The sequence below is a fragment of the Pseudomonas sp. LBUM1668 genome (assembly GCF_059695715.1).
On sequence record NZ_CP166787.1, the window covers coordinates 4,350,905 to 4,368,987 of the forward strand.

Sequence of the window (18,083 nt, forward strand, 5' to 3'; positions counted from 1 at the left end):
GATGCGCCACGGTCTGTCAAGGAAGGCGCCGACCCTCGGCCATTGGCTGGCCGGACTTTGCCTGTTTGTGACCGTGTGGTTGCACGGCGTGGCGGTGCAAGCCGCCGACATTCTGTTGACCGGCGCCGAAGAAAGCCCCGGCGTGCAGGCGTTCGTGCAGGCACTGAGTGAATTGCGTCCCACCGACAACGTGCGTTTCCAGCCCTTGGCCAGTCTGCCTGCGCCAGGCAAATTGCCGGCCAGCCTGCGCCTGATTCTGCTCGACCTGCCGAGCCTCGACTGGCGCCTGCAAGAACCTCAAGGCCCGGCGACGCTGGTGTTGCGCATCAGTCGTCTGCAAGCCCGACAACGCCTCGGCGCCGCGCAACCGGCGCACCTGAGTTTGCTCTGGAGTGATCCGCCGCTGAGCCGACAGTTGCAGTTGATCCGCCACATCCTGCCTCAGGTGAGCAGGATTGGCGTGTTGTTCGATGAACACAGCGAGTTCCTCCTCAAAGAGCTGCTTCTGGCTGCCGAGCCGCTGAATCTGCAAGTGGTCAGCCAGCGCTGGGACAACACTCACGACAGCCGCCCCCTGCAAGCCGTGCTGAAAAACAGCGACGTGCTGCTGGGCCTGGATGACCCCGATCTGTACAACCCGAAGACCGCGAAAAATCTGCTGCTCAGCAGCTATTCCCGGCAAATGGCGCTGGTCGGGCCAAACGCCGCGTTCGTGCGCGCCGGCAGCCTGGCCAGCACTTACAGCGACCAGAGCGATTGGCTGAGCGTTCTCGACCGGTTGCTCGACCAGCCGCCGATCCATTGGCCGCGATCGCTCTATCCCGAACGCTTCAAGGTCTCAAGTAATGCCCAGGTCGCTCGTTCCTTGGGTATCGAACCGCTGAATGAAGCGTCTGTTGCCAGCGCGTTGGCTGAAGGAGAAAGCCGCCCATGAATTTTCGTCGTCGTTGGGACATCAATACCCGCACTCAGTTGATCAGCCTGGGCCCGGCACTGTTGCTGACCTTGTTGTTGATCAGTTTCTTCACCTTTGTGCGCATTCAGGATTTGCGCCAGGAGCTCAACCACACCGGTCAACTGATCGCCAACCAACTGGCGCCCGCCACCGAATACGGGGTGATATCCGGCAACAACGACGTGTTGGAAAGTCTGCTCAAGGCGACGCTGGCAACGCCCAACGTGCGCTTCCTTGAAGTACAGGACAGCGCCAACCGGATTCTGGTGTATGTCGAACAACCGGCGGATGCCCACAGTCGTCCGCATCAGGTCGAAGTGTTCCAGGCGCCGGTACGGCTGCAAAGAATTGCCCTGAACAATGATTTTTTCCAGGACGCCAAAGTCAGCAGCGGCGCGGCCAGCGAGGACTATCTGGGGCGAGTGATCGTTGGTCTGTCCAACGATGCCTTCAGTCAGCGCCAGCAGGAAATTCTGCTCAAGGCCGGGATTCTGGCGCTGTTCGCCCTGCTCTTCACGTTTGTCCTGGCGCGACGTCTGGCCGGCAGCCTGTCGCAGCCGATTCGCAATATCGGCGACGCGGTCAAGGCGATCCAGGATGGCGACTTTAAAACCCCGCTGCCGATCGTCGATGACACCGAACTGGGCGCGCTGTCGCAGCACATCAACAATCTCGCTCAGGCGCTGGAACAGGCCAGTCGTGAACAGCATCAGGCGATGGCGCAACTGATCCAGACTCGCGAGGAAGCGGAAAAAGCCAACAACGCCAAATCCGACTTCCTGGCGATGATGAGCCATGAACTGCGCACGCCCATGAATGGCGTGCTGGGCATGCTGCAATTGCTGGAAACCACCGAGATGACCGAGGAGCAGATCGAGTACGCCGCGCTCGCCTCGGAGTCCACTGAACACTTGCTCAAGGTGATCAACGACATCCTCGACTTCTCGCGCATCGAGCGTTCGGAGCTTGAACTGGAACACATTCCGTTCAACCTCGCCGAACTGATCGGCGCGTGCGCCCAGTCGTTCCAGCACAGCGCAGTGCAACGTGGCTTGGCGCTGAACCTGCGGATTCCCGAAGACATGCGCGGCCTGCAGGTGCAGGGCGATCCGACGCGCATCCGGCAGATTCTGGTCAATCTGGTCGGCAATGCCTTGAAGTTCACTGAACAGGGCCGGGTCAGTATCGAGGCACAGTGGCAGTCGCTGGATCACGAGTTGCTGTGGTTCACCTGCTCGGTGCGCGACAGTGGCATCGGTATTTCGTCCGAGCACCTGGAGCTGATGTTCAACGCGTTCCAGCAGGCTGACAGCTCGATTTCGCGACGCTACGGCGGCACCGGTCTGGGCCTGCCGATCGCGCGTACACTGGCCGAACGCATGGGCGGTACATTAAGAGCGCAGAGTGAGGAAGGTCTTGGCTCGGTGTTCACCCTGGAAATTCCGCTGGCTCTTTATAAGCAGGCATTGCCGCCATTGGCTGCGCCGCGGGTGCTCAATGGCAGCGGCGATGGTGAAGGGCGCCATGTGTTGTTGGTCGAAGACAATCCGGTCAATCAGACGGTTATTGAAGCGATGCTGCGCAGTCTGGGCTTTACTGTCAGTGTCGCCACCGATGGCGTGCAGGCGGTGCGTAGTGTCGAGGGCAGTGAGTTCGAAGTGATTCTGATGGACTGTCGTCTGCCGATCATCGATGGCTATGAAGCGACCCGGCAGATCCGCCGCCTGCCCGGACGCGGCAACGTGCCGATCATCGCGCTGACCGCCAATGCCTTGCAGGGCGACCGGGAAACCTGTCTGTCGGCGGGGATGAACGATTATCTGGCGAAGCCGTTCAAACGTAATGATCTGCAGCAGATTCTGCAGCGGTGGGTGTCTTAGTGTCGGCTTTTCGACCATCTGCGACTGGCATGAAAAGCGAAAGTGCGGCAGTCTTAGGCACCCGAACGAGCCTCAAAAGAGGCTTGATTAAAAATTTCAGTGCACAAGTGTACATTCATGTCCTTGGTGCTGTGACTTTCACCACAACGCAATAGTCTATGAGTAGGCTGCCGGTTCGAGGCATGAATGCTTCGAACGGTCGGGAAGATTTGCCCCACCTGCCGCATGGGATTATTGAGGAGCTCGCATGACCAAACAAAACGCCTTTACTCGGGAAGACCTGCTGCGCTGCAGTCGCGGTGAGCTGTTCGGCCCAGGTAACGCGCAACTGCCCGCCCCGAACATGCTGATGGTGGATCGCATCACCCATATCAGCGAAGAAGGCGGCAAGTACGGCAAAGGTGAATTGGTCGCCGAGCTGGATATCACCCCTGACCTGTGGTTCTTCGCTTGCCACTTCGAGGGCGATCCGGTGATGCCGGGCTGCCTGGGCCTTGACGCCATGTGGCAACTGGTTGGCTTCTTCCTGGGCTGGCAAGGTCTGCCGGGCCGTGGCCGTGCGCTGGGTTCGGGCGAAGTGAAATTCTTCGGCCAGGTTCTGCCGACCGCCAAGAAAGTCACCTATAACATTCAAATCAAGCGCGTCCTCAAGGGCAAGCTGAACCTGGCAATCGCTGACGGTTCGGTCTCTGTGGACGGTCGCGAAATCTACACCGCCGAAGGCCTCCGGGTCGGCGTGTTTACCTCCACTGAAAACTTCTAAGGGTTATCCGCATGCGCCGCGTCGTTATCACTGGTCTGGGTATCGTTTCTTGCCTGGGCAATGACAAAGAGACCGTCTCCGCTAACCTGCGTGCAAGCCGCCCTGGCATCCGGTTCAACCCGGAATATGCCGAAATGGGTCTGCGTAGCCAGGTTTCCGGCTCCATTGACCTTCCCCTCGAAGAGCTGATCGATCGCAAGATCTTTCGCTTCGTCGGCCACGCCGCGGCTTACGCCTACCTGGCGATGAAAGACGCGATCACTGACTCCGGCCTGACCGAAGAGCAAGTGTCCAACCCGCGTACCGGCCTGATCGCCGGCTCCGGCGGTGCTTCCACGCTGAACCAGATGGAAGCGCTGGACATCCTGCGCGAGAAAGGCGTGAAGCGCGTCGGCCCATACCGTGTAACGCGGACCATGAGCAGCACCGTTTCCGCTTGCCTGGCCACGCCATTCAAGATCAAGGGCCTGAACTACTCCATCGCTTCTGCCTGCGCCACCAGTGCTCACTGCATCGGTACCGCCATGGAACAGATCCAGATGGGCAAGCAGGACATCGTTTTCGCCGGTGGCGGTGAAGAAGAGCATTGGAGCCAGTCGTTCCTGTTCGACGCGATGGGCGCCCTGTCCAGCAAGCGTAACGACACCCCGGAAAAAGCCTCCCGCGCCTACGACGCCGACCGTGACGGTTTCGTCATCGCCGGTGGTGGCGGCATGGTCGTGGTTGAAGAGCTGGAACACGCTCTGGCCCGTGGCGCGAAGATCTACGCGGAAATCGTTGGCTACGGCGCGACGTCCGACGGCTACGACATGGTTGCCCCAAGTGGCGAAGGCGCGATCCGCTGCATGCAGATGGCGATGTCCACCGTTGATACCCCGATCGACTACCTGAACACCCACGGCACTTCGACTCCGGTCGGCGACGTCGCGGAAATGAAAGGTGTGCGTGAAGTGTTCGGCGACAAGGCTCCAGCGATCAGCTCGACCAAGAGCCTGTCCGGTCACTCCCTGGGCGCTGCCGGCGTTCACGAAGCGATCTACTGCATGCTGATGATGGAAGGCAACTTCATTGCCGGTTCCGCCAACATCGACGAGCTGGACCCGGAAGTGGCTGACATGCCGATTCTGACCAAGACTCGCGAAAACGCCACCATCAACACCGTGATGAGCAACAGCTTCGGCTTCGGCGGCACCAACGCGACGCTGGTGATGAAGCGCTGGGAAGGCAAGTAATTCCCAAGGCTTGAGCCACACATGAAAAAACGCCCCGACTGGTTCGGGGCTTTTTTTTTTGGCCTGCAAAAAACCTCATGACCCAACACAAATCCCTGTGTAGGAGCTGCCGAAGGCTGCGATCTTTTGATCTTGTGTTTTAAGATCCAGATCAAAAGATCGCAGCCTTCGGCAGCTCCTACACAGGTGGTATACGGCATTTGAAAATGAAACTTCTGTCATGAAACTTACCGCCCTGCGACCGAATGTCGCGGATTACGCGGCCTGCAGCACTGTTGCAAAATACGTAACAACACCTTGCGCGAATCAGCCGTTTACTTAGCTGCCTAACAAATTCTATAAAAGAGTCCTGCACACGCCTTGCTGCAGATAACTTGAGATTTGGAGCTAGCAGATGACTGTAAAAGTAACTGAACGCGACGATTCACACATGTCCCATGAAGGCGTAGCCGCCGGTATCCGGATCTGGGATGTGCATCAACAAGACTTGCTGGTCGGGATGTTCCACAACGAAATCGACGCCCACAACTACAAGGCCGAACTGGAAGTGCAAGAGCAGCAACGGGATTTACGATCTGCCTGAATCAACCACAGCATTGAAAACGACAAACCCCGCGATCAGCGGGGTTTGTCGTTGTTACAGGCTCAGCGATTTACCACATCAGATCGTCAGGGATCTGATAGGCCGCGTACGGATCGTCCTCGGCGTTGACCTCTTCGGTCTGCACGTTGAGTTGCACGATGCGCTGTGGATCGCGCTCCTGGATCTTCAGGGCCGCTTCACGGGGAATCACTTCATAGCCGCCGGCATGATGCACGATCGCCAGCGAACCGCTGCTGAGCTTGTTGCGCATCAGCGTGTTGACCGACAGGCGCTTGACCTTCTTGTCGTCAACGAAGTTGTAGTAATCCTCGGTGGTCAGCTTCGGCAGACGCGAGACTTCGATCAACTGCTTGACCTGTGCGGCGCGCTCCTTGGCTTCGGCCTTCTCTTTCTGCTGACGGTTCAGCTCCTGGTCGCGCTTGACCTTCTCGGCCATGGCTTCCTGGGCGGCGCGCTGCTGCGAGTCGTCCAGCTCGATCTGACCTTTGTGGACCAGACGCTGCTGCTTCTGCTTGTCCTTGCTGACCTGCTTGGCCTGCTTTTGGTTGACCAGGCCTGCTTTGAGCAACTGATCGCGAAGGGAAATACTCATGGTGCTTACTCACTTGGGCAGTTGCTCAGCCGCAGCTGGGCAAATTCTTTTCCTGACGTTTGGCTTCACCCCACAGGGCGTCCAACTCTTCGAGGGTGCAATCTTCTATGGGACGGTGGGTGTCACGCAATGCCTGTTCGATAAAACGGAAACGTCTTTCGAACTTGCCGTTGGCGCCACGCAATGCAGTTTCCGGGTCGACCTTCAGATGCCGGGCCAGATTGACCACGGAAAACAGCAGATCACCGATCTCGTCAGCCACCGCTGCGGGATCGTTTTCGGACATCGCTTCGAGCACTTCATCGAGCTCTTCACGCACCTTGTCGAACACCGGCAAGGCGTCCGGCCAGTCGAAACCGACCTGCCCTGCACGCTTCTGCAACTTGGCTGAGCGCGACAATGCAGGCAACGCAGCCGGTACGTCATCAAGCAATGAAAGCTGCTGCGGCGCGGCGGATTTCTCGGCACGCTCTTCGGCCTTGATTTCTTCCCAGCGCTGCTTGACCTGCTCTTCATTCAAACGCGGCACGTCCAGCGGCGCGTACAGGTCGCCAGTAGGGAAAACGTGAGGATGACGGCGGATCAGCTTGCGGGTGATGCTGTCGATCACCCCGGCAAACTCGAAACGCCCTTCCTCTCGCGCCAACTGGCTGTAATAGACGACCTGAAACAACAGGTCGCCAAGCTCGCCCTGCAAATGATCGAAATCGCCGCGCTCGATGGCGTCGGCCACTTCGTAGGCCTCTTCGAGGGTGTGCGGGACGATGGTCGCGTAGGTTTGCTTGATGTCCCACGGGCAACCGAACTGCGGATCGCGCAGACGGCTCATGAGATGGAGCAGGTCTTCAAGGCTGTACATCAAATTCTCTCTTAGAACCGATCCCTGTAGGAGCTGCCGCAGGCTGCGATCTTTTGATCTTGTTTTCAAAATCAAAGTCAAAAGATCGCAGCCTGCGGCAGCTCCTACAGGGGATTGCGTCACGGGGTGCGATTACGCCGCGTCTCGATGATGTTCGGCAACTGCGAAATCCGCCCAAGCAACCGACCCAGTGCATCCAGCCCCGGGATCTCGATGGTCAGGGACATCAGCGCGGTGTTGTCTTCCTTGTTCGAGCGGGTGTTGACCGCCAGCACGTTGATCCGCTCGTTGAGCAGTACCTGCGAGACATCACGCAGCAGACCCGAACGGTCGTAGGCGCGGATGACGATGTCCACCGGATAGGTGAGCACCGGCACTGGTCCCCAACTGACCTGAATGATCCGCTCTGGCTCGCGCCCGCCCAGTTGCAGCACCGAGGCGCAGTCCTGGCGGTGAATGCTCACGCCACGGCCCTGGGTGATGTAACCGACAATCGCATCGCCAGGCAACGGCTGGCAGCAGCCGGCCATTTGCGTCATCAGGTTGCCGACACCCTGAATCTGAATGTCGCCGCGCTTGCCCGGCTTGTAGCCGGTCGCTTTGCGCGGGATCAGTTCCAGCTGTTCGTTACCGCGTTCCGGCTCGACCAGTTGCTGCGCCAGGTTGACCAGTTGCGCCAGACGCAGGTCGCCGGCACCGAGGGCGGCGAACATGTCTTCGGCGGTTTTCATGTTGGCCTTCTCGGCCAACTTGTCGAAATCTACCGCTGGCAGGCCGAGGCGTGTGAGCTCGCGTTCGATCAGGGTTTTACCGGCGGCGACGTTCTGGTCTCGGGCCTGCAACTTGAACCAGTGAACGATCTTCGCCCGCGCCCGCGACGTGGTGACGTAACCGAGGTTGGAGTTCAGCCAGTCGCGGCTTGGTGTGCCGTGTTTGCTGGTGATGATCTCGACCTGCTCACCGGTCTGCAGGCTGTAGTTGAGCGGCACGATGCGCCCGTTGATCTTCGCGCCACGGCAGTTGTGACCGATTTCGGTGTGTACGCGGTAGGCGAAGTCCAGCGGTGTCGCGCCTTTCGGCAAGTCGATGGCGTGACCGTCGGGCGTGAAGATGTAGACCCGATCAGGTTCGATATCGACGCGCAGTTGTTCGGCAAGACCACCAATATCACCCAGCTCTTCATGCCACTCGAGCACCTGACGCAGCCAGGAAATTTTCTCTTCGTAGTGATTGGAACCGGATTTGACGTCAGTGCCCTTGTAGCGCCAATGCGCGCAGACGCCGAGCTCGGCTTCTTCGTGCATCGAATGCGTACGGATCTGCACTTCCAGCACTTTGCCTTCCGGGCCGATCACGGCCGTGTGCAACGAGCGGTAGCCGTTCTCTTTCGGGTTGGCGATGTAGTCGTCGAATTCTTTCGGGATGTGTCGCCACAGCGTGTGGACGATACCCAGCGCGGTATAGCAATCGCGCATTTCCGGGACCAGCACGCGCACTGCACGCACGTCGTAGATCTGGCTGAATTCCAGACCCTTGCGCTGCATTTTGCGCCAGATCGAATAGATGTGTTTGGCCCGACCGCTGATGTCGGCGTCGACGCCGGTGGCCTGCAATTCATCCTTGAGCTGGGTCATCACGTCGGCGATGAAACGCTCGCGATCAAGCCGCCGCTCATGGAGCAACTTGGCGATCTGCTTGTATTGATCAGGTTCGAGATAACGGAAGGACAAGTCCTCCAGTTCCCATTTGATATGACCGATGCCGAGCCGGTGCGCGAGCGGCGCATAGATGTCGAAGACTTCCCGGGCGACACGGTTACGCTTCTCGTCGTCGGCGGTTTTCACTGCACGAATGGCGCAGGTGCGTTCCGCCAGTTTGATCAGGGCAACCCGCACGTCGTCGACCATGGCAACGAGCATTTTGCGCAGGTTTTCCACCTGCCCTTGCGTGCCCATGACCATCGACTGGCGCGGACTGAGACTGGCGCTGATCGCGGCCATGCGCTGCACGCCGTCGATCAGTTTGGCCACCACCGGACCAAAGCGCTGGCCGACCGCCGCAAATTCGATCTGGCCTTCGCGCACGCCACGGTACAGGACCGCCGCGACCAGCGAATCCTGATCGAGCTTGAGATCGGCGAGAATCTCGGCGATCTCAAGGCCGGTTCTGAAACTCCCGGAGCCCTCGGCCCACAGGTTTTTCGCAGCATTGGACTGTTGTTCGGCCTCGCGAGCAAACTCGCAGGCTTCTTTCAAGGCTTCGCGATCCAGTGCCAGATCGACACTGACCGCGTGATCGAGCCAAGCCTCGAGATTGATACTGCCGTCAGTGTTGATCGGCTGGTGTGCTCTCACCTGTACCATCTTGCTTTACCTTCCCTACGACGCAGATTCAATGCGTCAAAATCGCTGACCTTCGTTGCCCGTTTGCACTCGTGGGGCTAGAGCGAGCGCTGTACGGACGGACCAGACGGATCAGACGAGCCATCCTGGCTCGCTTCAAATAACGCCATGGCCTCGACATGTGCCGTCTGAGGAAACATATCGAGAATCCCGGCACGTTTTAACCGGTAGCCCTGCTTGATCAATTCGACCGTGTCGCGCGCCAGCGTTGCAGGGTTGCACGACACATACACCAACCGCTTGGCACCCAGGGTCGCCAGCTTGCGCACCACCTCGAAAGCACCGTCACGCGGTGGGTCCAAGAGTACCGCAGAAAAGCCATTTCCGATCCACTGAGCATGGCTCAAAGGCTGGGATAAATCGGCTTGAAAAAACTTTGTGTTATGCAAATTGTTACTGGCGGCGTTCGCGGCGGCACGCTCGACCATGGTCTGCACACCCTCCACCGCCACCACTTCACGCACCGTTCTGGCCAGTGGCAAAGCAAAGTTGCCGAGCCCGCAGAACAGGTCCAGCACGCGCTCTTCGCTGGTCGGCTTCAGCCAGTCCAGTGCCTGCGCAACCATCGCTTCGTTGACGCCCGCGTTGACCTGAATGAAATCCCCCGGCCGGTAAGCCAGATCCAGATCCCACTGCTCCAGGCGATAACTGAGCGACTGCGTGGCATCGACCGGTTGCGGCCCGTCTTCGCCGTGCAACCACAACTGCGCTTCATGAAACTGGCAGAAGTCCTTGAGGATCGTCAGATCTGCTTCGGACAACGGCGCCATGTGTCGCAGCAACACCGCCAGCGACGAACCTGCGAACAATTCGACATGGCCCAACGCTTGCGGCTTGCTCAAACGACGGAGCATCTCCGGCAAACGGGTCATGATCGGCTGCAAGGGCTGTACCAGCACCGGGCATTCATTGATGCCGACGATGTCCTGACTGCCGGCGGCGCGGAAACCCACTTCGAGTTTCTTCGCTTTCATGTCCCAGCGTACGGCGACGCGAGCGCGACGGCGATAGCCGAACTCGGGGCCGGTCAACGGTGCTGCCCACTCTTGCGGTTCGACACCGGCAACCTTCGTTAATTGCTCGGCGAGCATGCGCTGTTTCAGGGCAAGCTGTTCGCTGTGGGGCAAGTGCTGAACGCTGCAACCACCACAGCGACCGGCGTGCTGACACGGCGTCGGGCGGCGCAGTTCGCTGGCCTTGAACACGCGTTCGGTGCGCGCCTCGACCACTTTGCCGTGGGCGCCGAGCACGCGCGCTTCGACCTCTTCACCGGCAAGCGCGCCGAGGACGAACCAGGTCCGGCCTTCGAAAAACGCGATACCGCGCCCGTCATTGGCCAGGCGCTCGATGTTCAAGCGCTGTTTCTTGCCAGTCGGGATCTGCGGGGCCTTGCTGCCGCCGGTGGGCTGGAAGCGCAGGCCTCTCTCTTGCTTGGCCATCAGTTGGGCGCGTCGAAAATGCCGGTCGACAAGTATCGGTCGCCACGGTCGCAGATGATCGCGACGATCACCGCGTTTTCAACCTCTTGAGACAGACGCAGCATCGCTGCTACCGCACCGCCCGAGGACACGCCGCAGAAGATGCCTTCTTCGCGGGCCAGACGACGGGTCACGTCCTCGGCCTCGCTTTGCGCCATGTCGACAATCCGATCAACGCGATCGGCCTGATAGATCTTCGGCAGGTATTCCTCTGGCCAGCGGCGAATGCCGGGAATGGCCGAGCCTTCCATCGGTTGCAGACCGACGATCTGCACGGTGTCGCTCTGCTCTTTCAAGTAGCGCGAGACGCCCATGATGGTGCCGGTGGTACCCATCGAGCTGACGAAGTGAGTGATGGTGCCCTCGGTCTGACGCCAGATCTCCGGACCGGTGGTGGTGTAGTGCGCTTCAGGATTGTCGCCATTGGCGAACTGATCCAGCACCTTGCCACGGCCTTCGGCCTCCATGCGTTGGGCGAGATCGCGAGCGCCTTCCATGCCCTCTTCCTGACTGACCAGAATCAGCTCGGCACCATAAGCGGTCATCGCCGCTTTGCGCTCGGCGCTGGAGTTGTCGGGCATGATCAGGATCATCTTGTAACCCTTGATCGCGGCGGCCATCGCCAACGCGATCCCGGTGTTGCCCGAGGTCGCTTCGATCAGCGTATCGCCGGCGTGAATCTGCCCGCGCAACTCGGCACGGGTGATCATCGACAGCGCCGGACGGTCCTTGACCGAACCCGCCGGGTTATTCCCTTCGAGCTTGAGCAATAGGGTGTTGCTGGTAGCACCGGGCAGGCGCTGCAAACGCACCAGCGGAGTGTTGCCGACGCAATCGGCGATGGTTGGGTACTGCAGGGTCATGGCGTATTCGCAATCCAGACGTGCGGGGGCGCCTATCATACCGGCAAACCCGCGAAGGCCATATCACGCAAAGTGCGGTGCTTATGGTTTATGGGAATAAGCAGATGACTCGGCGCTGTCCGTTTGCGAAACATTCAATGCGTAGAACTCATGCAGCTTGGCTTGCAGCAATTGCTTGTCCGGCAATCGAGTCTGGTATTCCGCTATTAACGCAGGCGAAAGACTACGGTTAAGGGAATACTCGACGACCTCGTCTTCTTTGCTGGCGCACAGCAATACGCCGATTGCCGGATTTTCGTGAGGTTTGCGCTCGCCGCGATCCAGCGCCTCCAGATAGAAGTCCAGCTTGCCCATGTATTCCGGCTCGAAACGCCCGACCTTGAGTTCAATGGCCACGAGACAATTGAGGCCTCGATGAAAGAAGAGCAAGTCGAGCGAGAAATCCCGACCGCCGACTTGCAGTGGATATTGGGAACCGACGAAGCAGAAGTCGCGACCCAGTTCGATCAGGAATTCCTTGAGACGCCCCAACAATCCCTGATGCAGATCGGTTTCTGCATGAGCACCGGGGAGGTCGAGAAATTCGACGATGTAGGAATCGCGGAATATCTCCAGTGCTGCTGGGTGAGTTTGCTTCAAGGCCGCAGATGCCTTTGCTGGATCGGTGACACTTCGTTCGAACAGAGCTCCCTTGAATTGACGCTCTAACTCTCGCGTAGACCATTTTTCTTGAATAGCCATCCGCAGATAAAATTCGCGCTCTTGAGGGAGCTTACTCTGAGTCAAAATGAGCAAATTATGAGTCCAGGGTAATTGTGTCAGCAGTGCTGACACTTTCTCATAGCCTTGGTAAGCCTCGTAAAATTGGCGCATTCGGAACAAATTGCGCCGGGTAAATCCCCGCAATCCCGGTTGCGTCAGAGCCAAATGATCAGCCAATTGCTCAACCACCGAATCCCCCCACTCCGCTAGTTCAATCTTGCGACTGATATGCGCACCAACCTGCCAATAGAGTTCAATCAAGTGTGTATTGACTGCCTGCATGGCCTTGTGTCTGGAGCTCTGGATCAGTGCGAGCACTTCACTGAAACGATCGCCACCTGTGCTGCCGATCAGGCTGGATGCATTCATGCGCAATTCCTTGAAGATGAGGTGAAACAGGAGCTTAACCCCTCAAGAAACCTTGAAATGACCGCCAACACAGCTTGGGAAATGTCATACAGAAATACCAGAGCACTCCCTCAACGCCTTCGGATACTGTGGTTGCAAGGGACTACATCGCGAGCAGGCTCACTCCTACAGGAGAACTGGGCTAGTCATACAATCACGGGCGAACACAGCTCCACTGTAGGAGCGAGCCTGCTCGCGATAGCATCAGTCGGCGCGACACCATCATCCGCCACCAACCGCAAATTCAGCCGCAACCCCGCCCCGCTGTTCTCCGCCCAAATACTTCCGCCCTGACGCTGCACGGCATTGCGCGCGATGCTCAGCCCCAAGCCAAAACCACCGTCCCCCGGTCGCGAGCCGTCGAGTCGGGTGAATGGATCAAAAATCCGCTGCAAATCCGCTTCAGCCACCCCGCCGCCCTGATCTTCCAGCCACAGGTGCCAGTAATCCCCGTCCCGCCGCCCATCCAGCCGCACAATCCCGCTCTCGGGCGAATGACGAATGGCGTTGCGCAGGATGTTCTCCAGCGCCTGGGCCAAGGTGTTGAGATTGCCGCGCACCCAGCAAGAAGCCTGCACCGAGCACTGCAATTGCAGGCTCGGCCAGCCACTTTCGTAACAGGCGTTGTCGGTAAGCATCTCCCACAACGCCTGAATCTGGATCGCTTCGTCGGGCAATGGTGAGCGTTCGGTGTCGAGCCACGCCAGTTGCAGGGTGTCGTCGACCAGTCGCTGCATGCCGTCGACTTCACGGCCGATGCGTTCGCGCAATTGCACCAGGCCCTGTTCGCTTTCGCTGGCCACGCGCAGGCGGCTCAGCGGTGTGCGCAATTCGTGAGACAGATCGCGCAGCAATTGCTGTTGCAGGGCGACGGTGGTTTGCAAGCGTTCGGACATCGAGTCGAACGCCCGGGCCAGTTCACCGAGTTCGTCCGGGCGCTGGGTGATGCCGCTCGACAGCCGCACATTCAATTGATCGGCACGCCAGGCATTGGCCTGTTCGCGCAGATTGTTCAGCGGCACCACCAGCAGGCGATACAGCCCGACGCACAGCAGCAAGGTGAACAGCCCCGGAATCACCCCGTTGGTGATCACCCGCCAAAACAGTCGATATTTGCCCGGCAGGAAACGCTCGGGCAACTCGATCACCAGACTGCCGGCGGAAGGATCCTTGGGAAACGGTATGCGCAGCCCGGGCCGGCCCTTTTTATGAATCGGCCAATCGAGCCCGCGCAGAAACGTCAGGCGCTGGATTTCCTCATCATGCAGTGGCTCAGTGCCCAGCGACTGTAAATTGCTGTCAATTACGCCGACCCAGCCAGCCTCGCGCAATTCCATGCTCTGCAGCCAACTATCGATGCCGTCACGCCGACCTTGCTGCCATGCCCGTTCGGCCTCACCGGCATAACGCGCCAAAGTGCCGCGAGCCTCGTCGGAGAGGAACTGGTTACGCTCCTCCATATAACGGCCCCACGACCAGCTCAGCCAGATCATCAGCAGACAGAACGCGACCAGCAAACAGGCCAGTTTCCAGAACAGCGAATGACGCCCCGGCAACTCAGACACTTTCATCAGCACCACTGAGCACGTAGCCCTTGCCCCACACGGTGCGCACTTCGCGCTCGGTGTAGCCGATGGCTTTGAGTTTGCGGCGGATCTGGCTGATGTGCATGTCGAGGCTGCGATCGTGAGCGGCGTAGCCGCGTTGCAGAACGTGCTGATAAAGGAAGGCCTTGCTCAGTACCTCCTCGTCATTGCGGTTGAGGGTTTCCAGCAGACGGAATTCGCTTCGGGTCAGGCCGGCAGGTTGCTCGCAGAAGAACACGTCGCACTGTTCATCGTCGAAACGCAGCGTGCCTGTCGCCACTGGCACCGAGAGCCCTGGAGGACGCCGATCAAGGGCGACCCGGCGCAGGATCGCTTCGATGCGTACATGCAGTTCGGCCATGCTGAACGGCTTGGGCAGGTAATCGTCGGCGCCCAGCCGAAAGCCACTGATACGATCAGCTTCGGCACCAAGCGCCGACATCAACAACACCGGCGTCGAATGGCTCTGGCGCAGTTGGGTGAGCACGTTCAGACCGTCCAGCCCCGGCAACAGAATGTCCATCAACACCACGTCGAACGGCTGGCGTTGGGCGATGCTCAGGCCTTCCTGCCCGTTCTGGCACCAGGTCACCTGAAAGCCGCTGCGACCCAGATGCTCATGAACATAGGCACCGAGGACAGGATCGTCCTCGATGGAAAGAATGCGTGGCTGGCCAACGGAAACAGGAGTCATGAGTATCTGCAAGTAATTCTCAGTTAGGCGCGATTATTCAAGATTGTCAGACACCGGGCAACCCAAGGTTGCACTGTCGGACGAACGCGCCTTGCCACGCCGAACGACAACGCCCGTATTTTTCCGGAGATTGCCCGCGAGCAAATCGCTACACTGCGCCCATGTCGCGTGCCGGATGCACGCATGAGTCAACAGATCAGCGGGATGCAGGAGATAGGCGTGCTCAAGAAACTGGGAATCAAAGGTCGCGTGTTGTTGCTGACCTTGTTGCCGACCAGCCTGATGGCGCTGGTGCTGGGTGGTTATTTCACCTGGACGCAGCAGTCCGACCTGCAAACCCAATTGCTCCAGCGTGGCGAAATGATCGCCGAGCAACTGGCACCGCTGGTGGCGCCGGCGATGGGCCACGGCAATGGCGAATTGCTCGAACGCATTGCCACTCAGTCCCTTGAGCAACCGGACGTGCGCGCGGTGACCTTTCTCGCGCCGGATCGCTCGCCACTGGCCCACGCCGGCCCGACCATGCTCAATCAGGCGCCGAGCGGCAACAGCGCGCATTTGCAACGACGCAGCGGCAATGACGCAACCCGTTACCTGATGCCGGTCTTCGGCAAGCACCGCAACCTCGCCGGAGAACTGATCCCGGCAGAATCCGACCGCCTGCTCGGCTGGGTTGAACTCGAGCTCTCGCACAACGGCATGTTGCTGCGCGGTTATCGCAGCCTGTTTGCCAGCCTGTTGTTGATCGCCGCTGGCCTTGCCGGTGCGGCGCTGCTCGCGTTACGCATGGGCCGCACCATCAATCGGCCGCTGAGCCAGATCAAACAGGCCGTCGCGCAACTCAAGGACGGTCACCTGGAAACCCGCCTGCCACCGCTCGGCAGTCAGGAACTGGATGAACTGGCGTCGGGCATCAATCGCATGGCCGGCACCCTGCAAAACGCCCAGGAAGAATTGCAGCACAGCGTCGATCAAGCCACCGAAGACGTACGCCAGAACCTTGAGACCATCGAGATCCAGAACATCGAACTCGATCTGGCCCGTAAAGAGGCGCTGGAGGCGAGCCGGATCAAATCCGAATTCCTCGCCAACATGAGCCACGAAATCCGCACGCCGCTCAACGGTATTCTCGGCTTCACCCACCTGTTGCAAAAAAGCGAACTGACCCCGCGCCAGCTCGACTATTTAGGCACCATCGAAAAGTCTGCCGACAGCCTGCTCGGGATCATCAACGAGATTCTCGATTTCTCGAAAATCGAGGCCGGCAAACTGGTGCTCGACCACATTCCGTTCAACCTGCGCGACTTGCTGCAAGACACCCTGACTATTCTCGCCCCCGCCGCTCACGCCAAGCAGCTGGAACTGGTCAGTCTGGTGTACCGCGACACGCCGCTGTCGCTGGTCGGTGACCCGCTGCGCCTGAAGCAGATCCTCACCAACCTGGTCAGCAACGCCATCAAGTTCACCCGCGAGGGCACCATCGTTGCCCGCGCAATGCTTGAAGAAGAACACGAAGACAGCGTGCAGCTGCGCATCAGCATTCAGGACACCGGCATCGGCCTGTCGAATCAGGACGTGCGTGCGTTGTTCCAGGCCTTCAGCCAGGCCGACAATTCGCTGTCGCGCCAGCCCGGCGGTACCGGTCTGGGCCTGGTGATCTCCAAGCGCCTGATCGAACAGATGGGCGGCGAAATCGGCGTCGACAGCACGCCGGGCGAAGGTTCGGAATTCTGGATCAGCCTGAGCCTGCCCAAGGCCCGCGACGACGCCGAAGATTTGCCCTCCGCGCCGCTGCTCGGCCGCCGGGTCGCCGTGTTGGAAAACCATGAACTGGCGCGTCAGGCCTTGCAGCATCAACTGGAAGACTGCGGGCTTGTTGTCACCCCGTTCAATACGCTGGAAAGCCTGACCAATGGCGTTACCGGCGCACACCAGACCGATCAGGCGATTGATCTGGCGGTGATCGGCATCACCAGTAACGATATGCTGCCCGAGCGCCTGAACCAGCATATCTGGGACCTCGAACACCTGGGCTGCAAAGTGCTGGTGCTGTGCCCGACCACCGAGCAGACGCTGTTCCATTTGTCAGTGCCCAACCCGCACAGCCAGTTGCAAGCCAAACCGGCCTGCACGCGCAAACTGCGCCGCGCCCTGTCGGATCTGGCCAATCCCCGCCAACCGCGTAACGAACCCGGCGAACCGCTGTCGAGTCGCGCGCCGAAAGTGCTGTGCGTCGACGACAACCCGGCCAACCTGTTGCTGGTGCAGACACTGCTCGAAGACATGGGCGCCAAGGTATTGGCCGTGGAAAGCGGTTATGCCGCGGTCAAAGCGGTGCAGACCGAATCATTTGATCTGGTGCTGATGGACGTGCAGATGCCGGGCATGGACGGGCGCCAGAGCACCGAAACCATTCGCCAGTGGGAAAGCGAACGGCATTGCACACCGCTGCCGATCGTCGCCCTCACCGCCCATGCCATGGCCAACGAAAAACGTGCGTTGCTGCAAAGCGGCATGGATGACTACCTGACCAAACCGATCAGCGAGCGGCAACTGGCGCAAGTGGTGCTGAAATGGACTGGTCTGGCACTGCGCAATCAGGCGCCGGAGCGAGTCAGCGAAAGTGCTGTGGGCAATCACGAATTGCCGGTGCTTGATCACGAGGAAGGTTTGCGTCTGGCTGCCGGTAAAGAAGATCTGGCGGCGGACATGCTGGCGATGCTGCTGGCCTCACTGGAAGCCGACCGCGAAGCCATCCGCAGCGCGCGCGACAGCCACGATCAGAATGCACTGATTGAACGCGTGCATCGCCTGCATGGCGCCACGCGTTACTGCGGCGTACCGCAATTGCGCGCAGCCTGCCAGCGCAGTGAAACCCTGCTCAAACAGGAAGACCCGAAAGCGTCGATAGCGCTGGATGAGCTGGAACGGGCGATCAACCGACTGGCCGCGCAAGCGAAGATCAGCGCCTGATCCAGCGCAATGCCGGTCAACGCCTTCACGGC

At 59.5% G+C, this 18,083-nt stretch carries 14 protein-coding genes; 6 read left to right on the plus strand and 8 right to left on the minus strand.

The genetic code is table 11. The features are described 5' to 3' along the window. Position 1: 1 nt before the first annotated feature. The 5 genes from ACA061_RS19620 (at position 2) to ACA061_RS19640 (ending at position 5,413) form a co-directional block, all read left to right on the plus strand. Positions 2 to 934, plus strand: a complete 933-nt coding sequence (locus tag ACA061_RS19620) for an ABC transporter substrate-binding protein (protein WP_497299880.1) — start codon at positions 2 to 4, stop codon at positions 932 to 934. Beyond that, positions 931 to 2,835, plus strand: coding sequence for a response regulator (locus ACA061_RS19625; RefSeq protein WP_210554054.1), 1,905 nt, complete (start codon positions 931 to 933; stop codon positions 2,833 to 2,835). Before ACA061_RS19620 ends, ACA061_RS19625 begins: the two co-directional genes overlap by 4 nt. 247 nt (positions 2,836 to 3,082) lie before the next feature. Next, entirely contained in the window at positions 3,083 to 3,598 is a 516-nt protein-coding gene (fabA, locus tag ACA061_RS19630) for a 3-hydroxyacyl-[acyl-carrier-protein] dehydratase FabA (RefSeq protein WP_042560484.1), read from the plus strand. 11 nt (positions 3,599 to 3,609) lie between these two features. After that, positions 3,610 to 4,830, plus strand: a complete 1,221-nt coding sequence (gene fabB, locus ACA061_RS19635) for a beta-ketoacyl-ACP synthase I (RefSeq protein ID WP_150604232.1) — start codon at positions 3,610 to 3,612, stop codon at positions 4,828 to 4,830. A 394-nt stretch (positions 4,831 to 5,224) separates the two neighbouring features. Further along, complete coding sequence (locus tag ACA061_RS19640; protein ID WP_008079144.1) at positions 5,225 to 5,413, plus strand: hypothetical protein; 189 nt, start codon at positions 5,225 to 5,227, stop codon at positions 5,411 to 5,413. A gap of 70 nt (positions 5,414 to 5,483) precedes the next feature. On the opposite strand, the gene ACA061_RS19645 is transcribed toward ACA061_RS19640, so the two are convergent. The 8 genes from ACA061_RS19645 to ACA061_RS19680 all read right to left on the minus strand — a co-directional run bounded on the left by ACA061_RS19645 (position 5,484) and on the right by ACA061_RS19680 (position 15,078). Beyond that, positions 5,484 to 6,026: a DUF2058 domain-containing protein gene (locus tag ACA061_RS19645; protein WP_150604233.1), complete on the minus strand. Its 543-nt coding sequence runs from the start codon at positions 6,024 to 6,026 to the stop codon at positions 5,484 to 5,486. Between the two features lie 25 nt (positions 6,027 to 6,051). Then, complete coding sequence (gene mazG / locus ACA061_RS19650) at positions 6,052 to 6,885, minus strand: nucleoside triphosphate pyrophosphohydrolase (protein ID WP_210700353.1); 834 nt, start codon at positions 6,883 to 6,885, stop codon at positions 6,052 to 6,054. 119 nt (positions 6,886 to 7,004) lie between these two features. Next, the gene (relA, locus tag ACA061_RS19655; protein ID WP_150604235.1) at positions 7,005 to 9,248 is read right to left on the minus strand and encodes a GTP diphosphokinase; all 2,244 of its coding nucleotides are present in this window, start codon (positions 9,246 to 9,248) and stop codon (positions 7,005 to 7,007) included. Positions 9,249 to 9,325: 77 nt separating this feature from the next. Continuing rightward, a complete protein-coding gene (gene rlmD, locus ACA061_RS19660) occupies positions 9,326 to 10,726 on the minus strand; it encodes a 23S rRNA (uracil(1939)-C(5))-methyltransferase RlmD (protein ID WP_150616050.1) in 1,401 nt (466 codons plus the stop codon). Beyond that, positions 10,726 to 11,628, minus strand: a complete 903-nt coding sequence (gene cysM / locus ACA061_RS19665) for a cysteine synthase CysM (RefSeq protein ID WP_210554168.1) — start codon at positions 11,626 to 11,628, stop codon at positions 10,726 to 10,728. The genes rlmD and cysM overlap by 1 nt, the downstream gene beginning before the upstream one ends. Before the next feature lie 81 nt (positions 11,629 to 11,709). After that, positions 11,710 to 12,759 (minus strand): PDDEXK nuclease domain-containing protein, encoded by a 1,050-nt coding sequence (locus tag ACA061_RS19670; RefSeq protein WP_497299881.1) that lies wholly within the window; start codon positions 12,757 to 12,759, stop codon positions 11,710 to 11,712. A gap of 185 nt (positions 12,760 to 12,944) precedes the next feature. After that, positions 12,945 to 14,369: a sensor histidine kinase gene (locus tag ACA061_RS19675; protein WP_497299882.1), complete on the minus strand. Its 1,425-nt coding sequence runs from the start codon at positions 14,367 to 14,369 to the stop codon at positions 12,945 to 12,947. Then, positions 14,356 to 15,078 carry a response regulator transcription factor gene (locus ACA061_RS19680; protein ID WP_497299883.1) on the minus strand — a complete coding sequence of 241 codons (723 nt, stop codon included), beginning with the start codon at positions 15,076 to 15,078 and terminating at the stop codon, positions 14,356 to 14,358. The genes ACA061_RS19675 and ACA061_RS19680 overlap by 14 nt, the downstream gene beginning before the upstream one ends. Before the next feature lie 219 nt (positions 15,079 to 15,297). Between ACA061_RS19680 and ACA061_RS19685 the strand changes: the two genes are divergently transcribed. Then, on the plus strand, positions 15,298 to 18,051 hold the full coding sequence (locus ACA061_RS19685; RefSeq protein WP_497301965.1) for a response regulator: 2,754 nt from the start codon (positions 15,298 to 15,300) through the stop codon (positions 18,049 to 18,051). Positions 18,052 to 18,083: the final 32 nt, after the last annotated feature.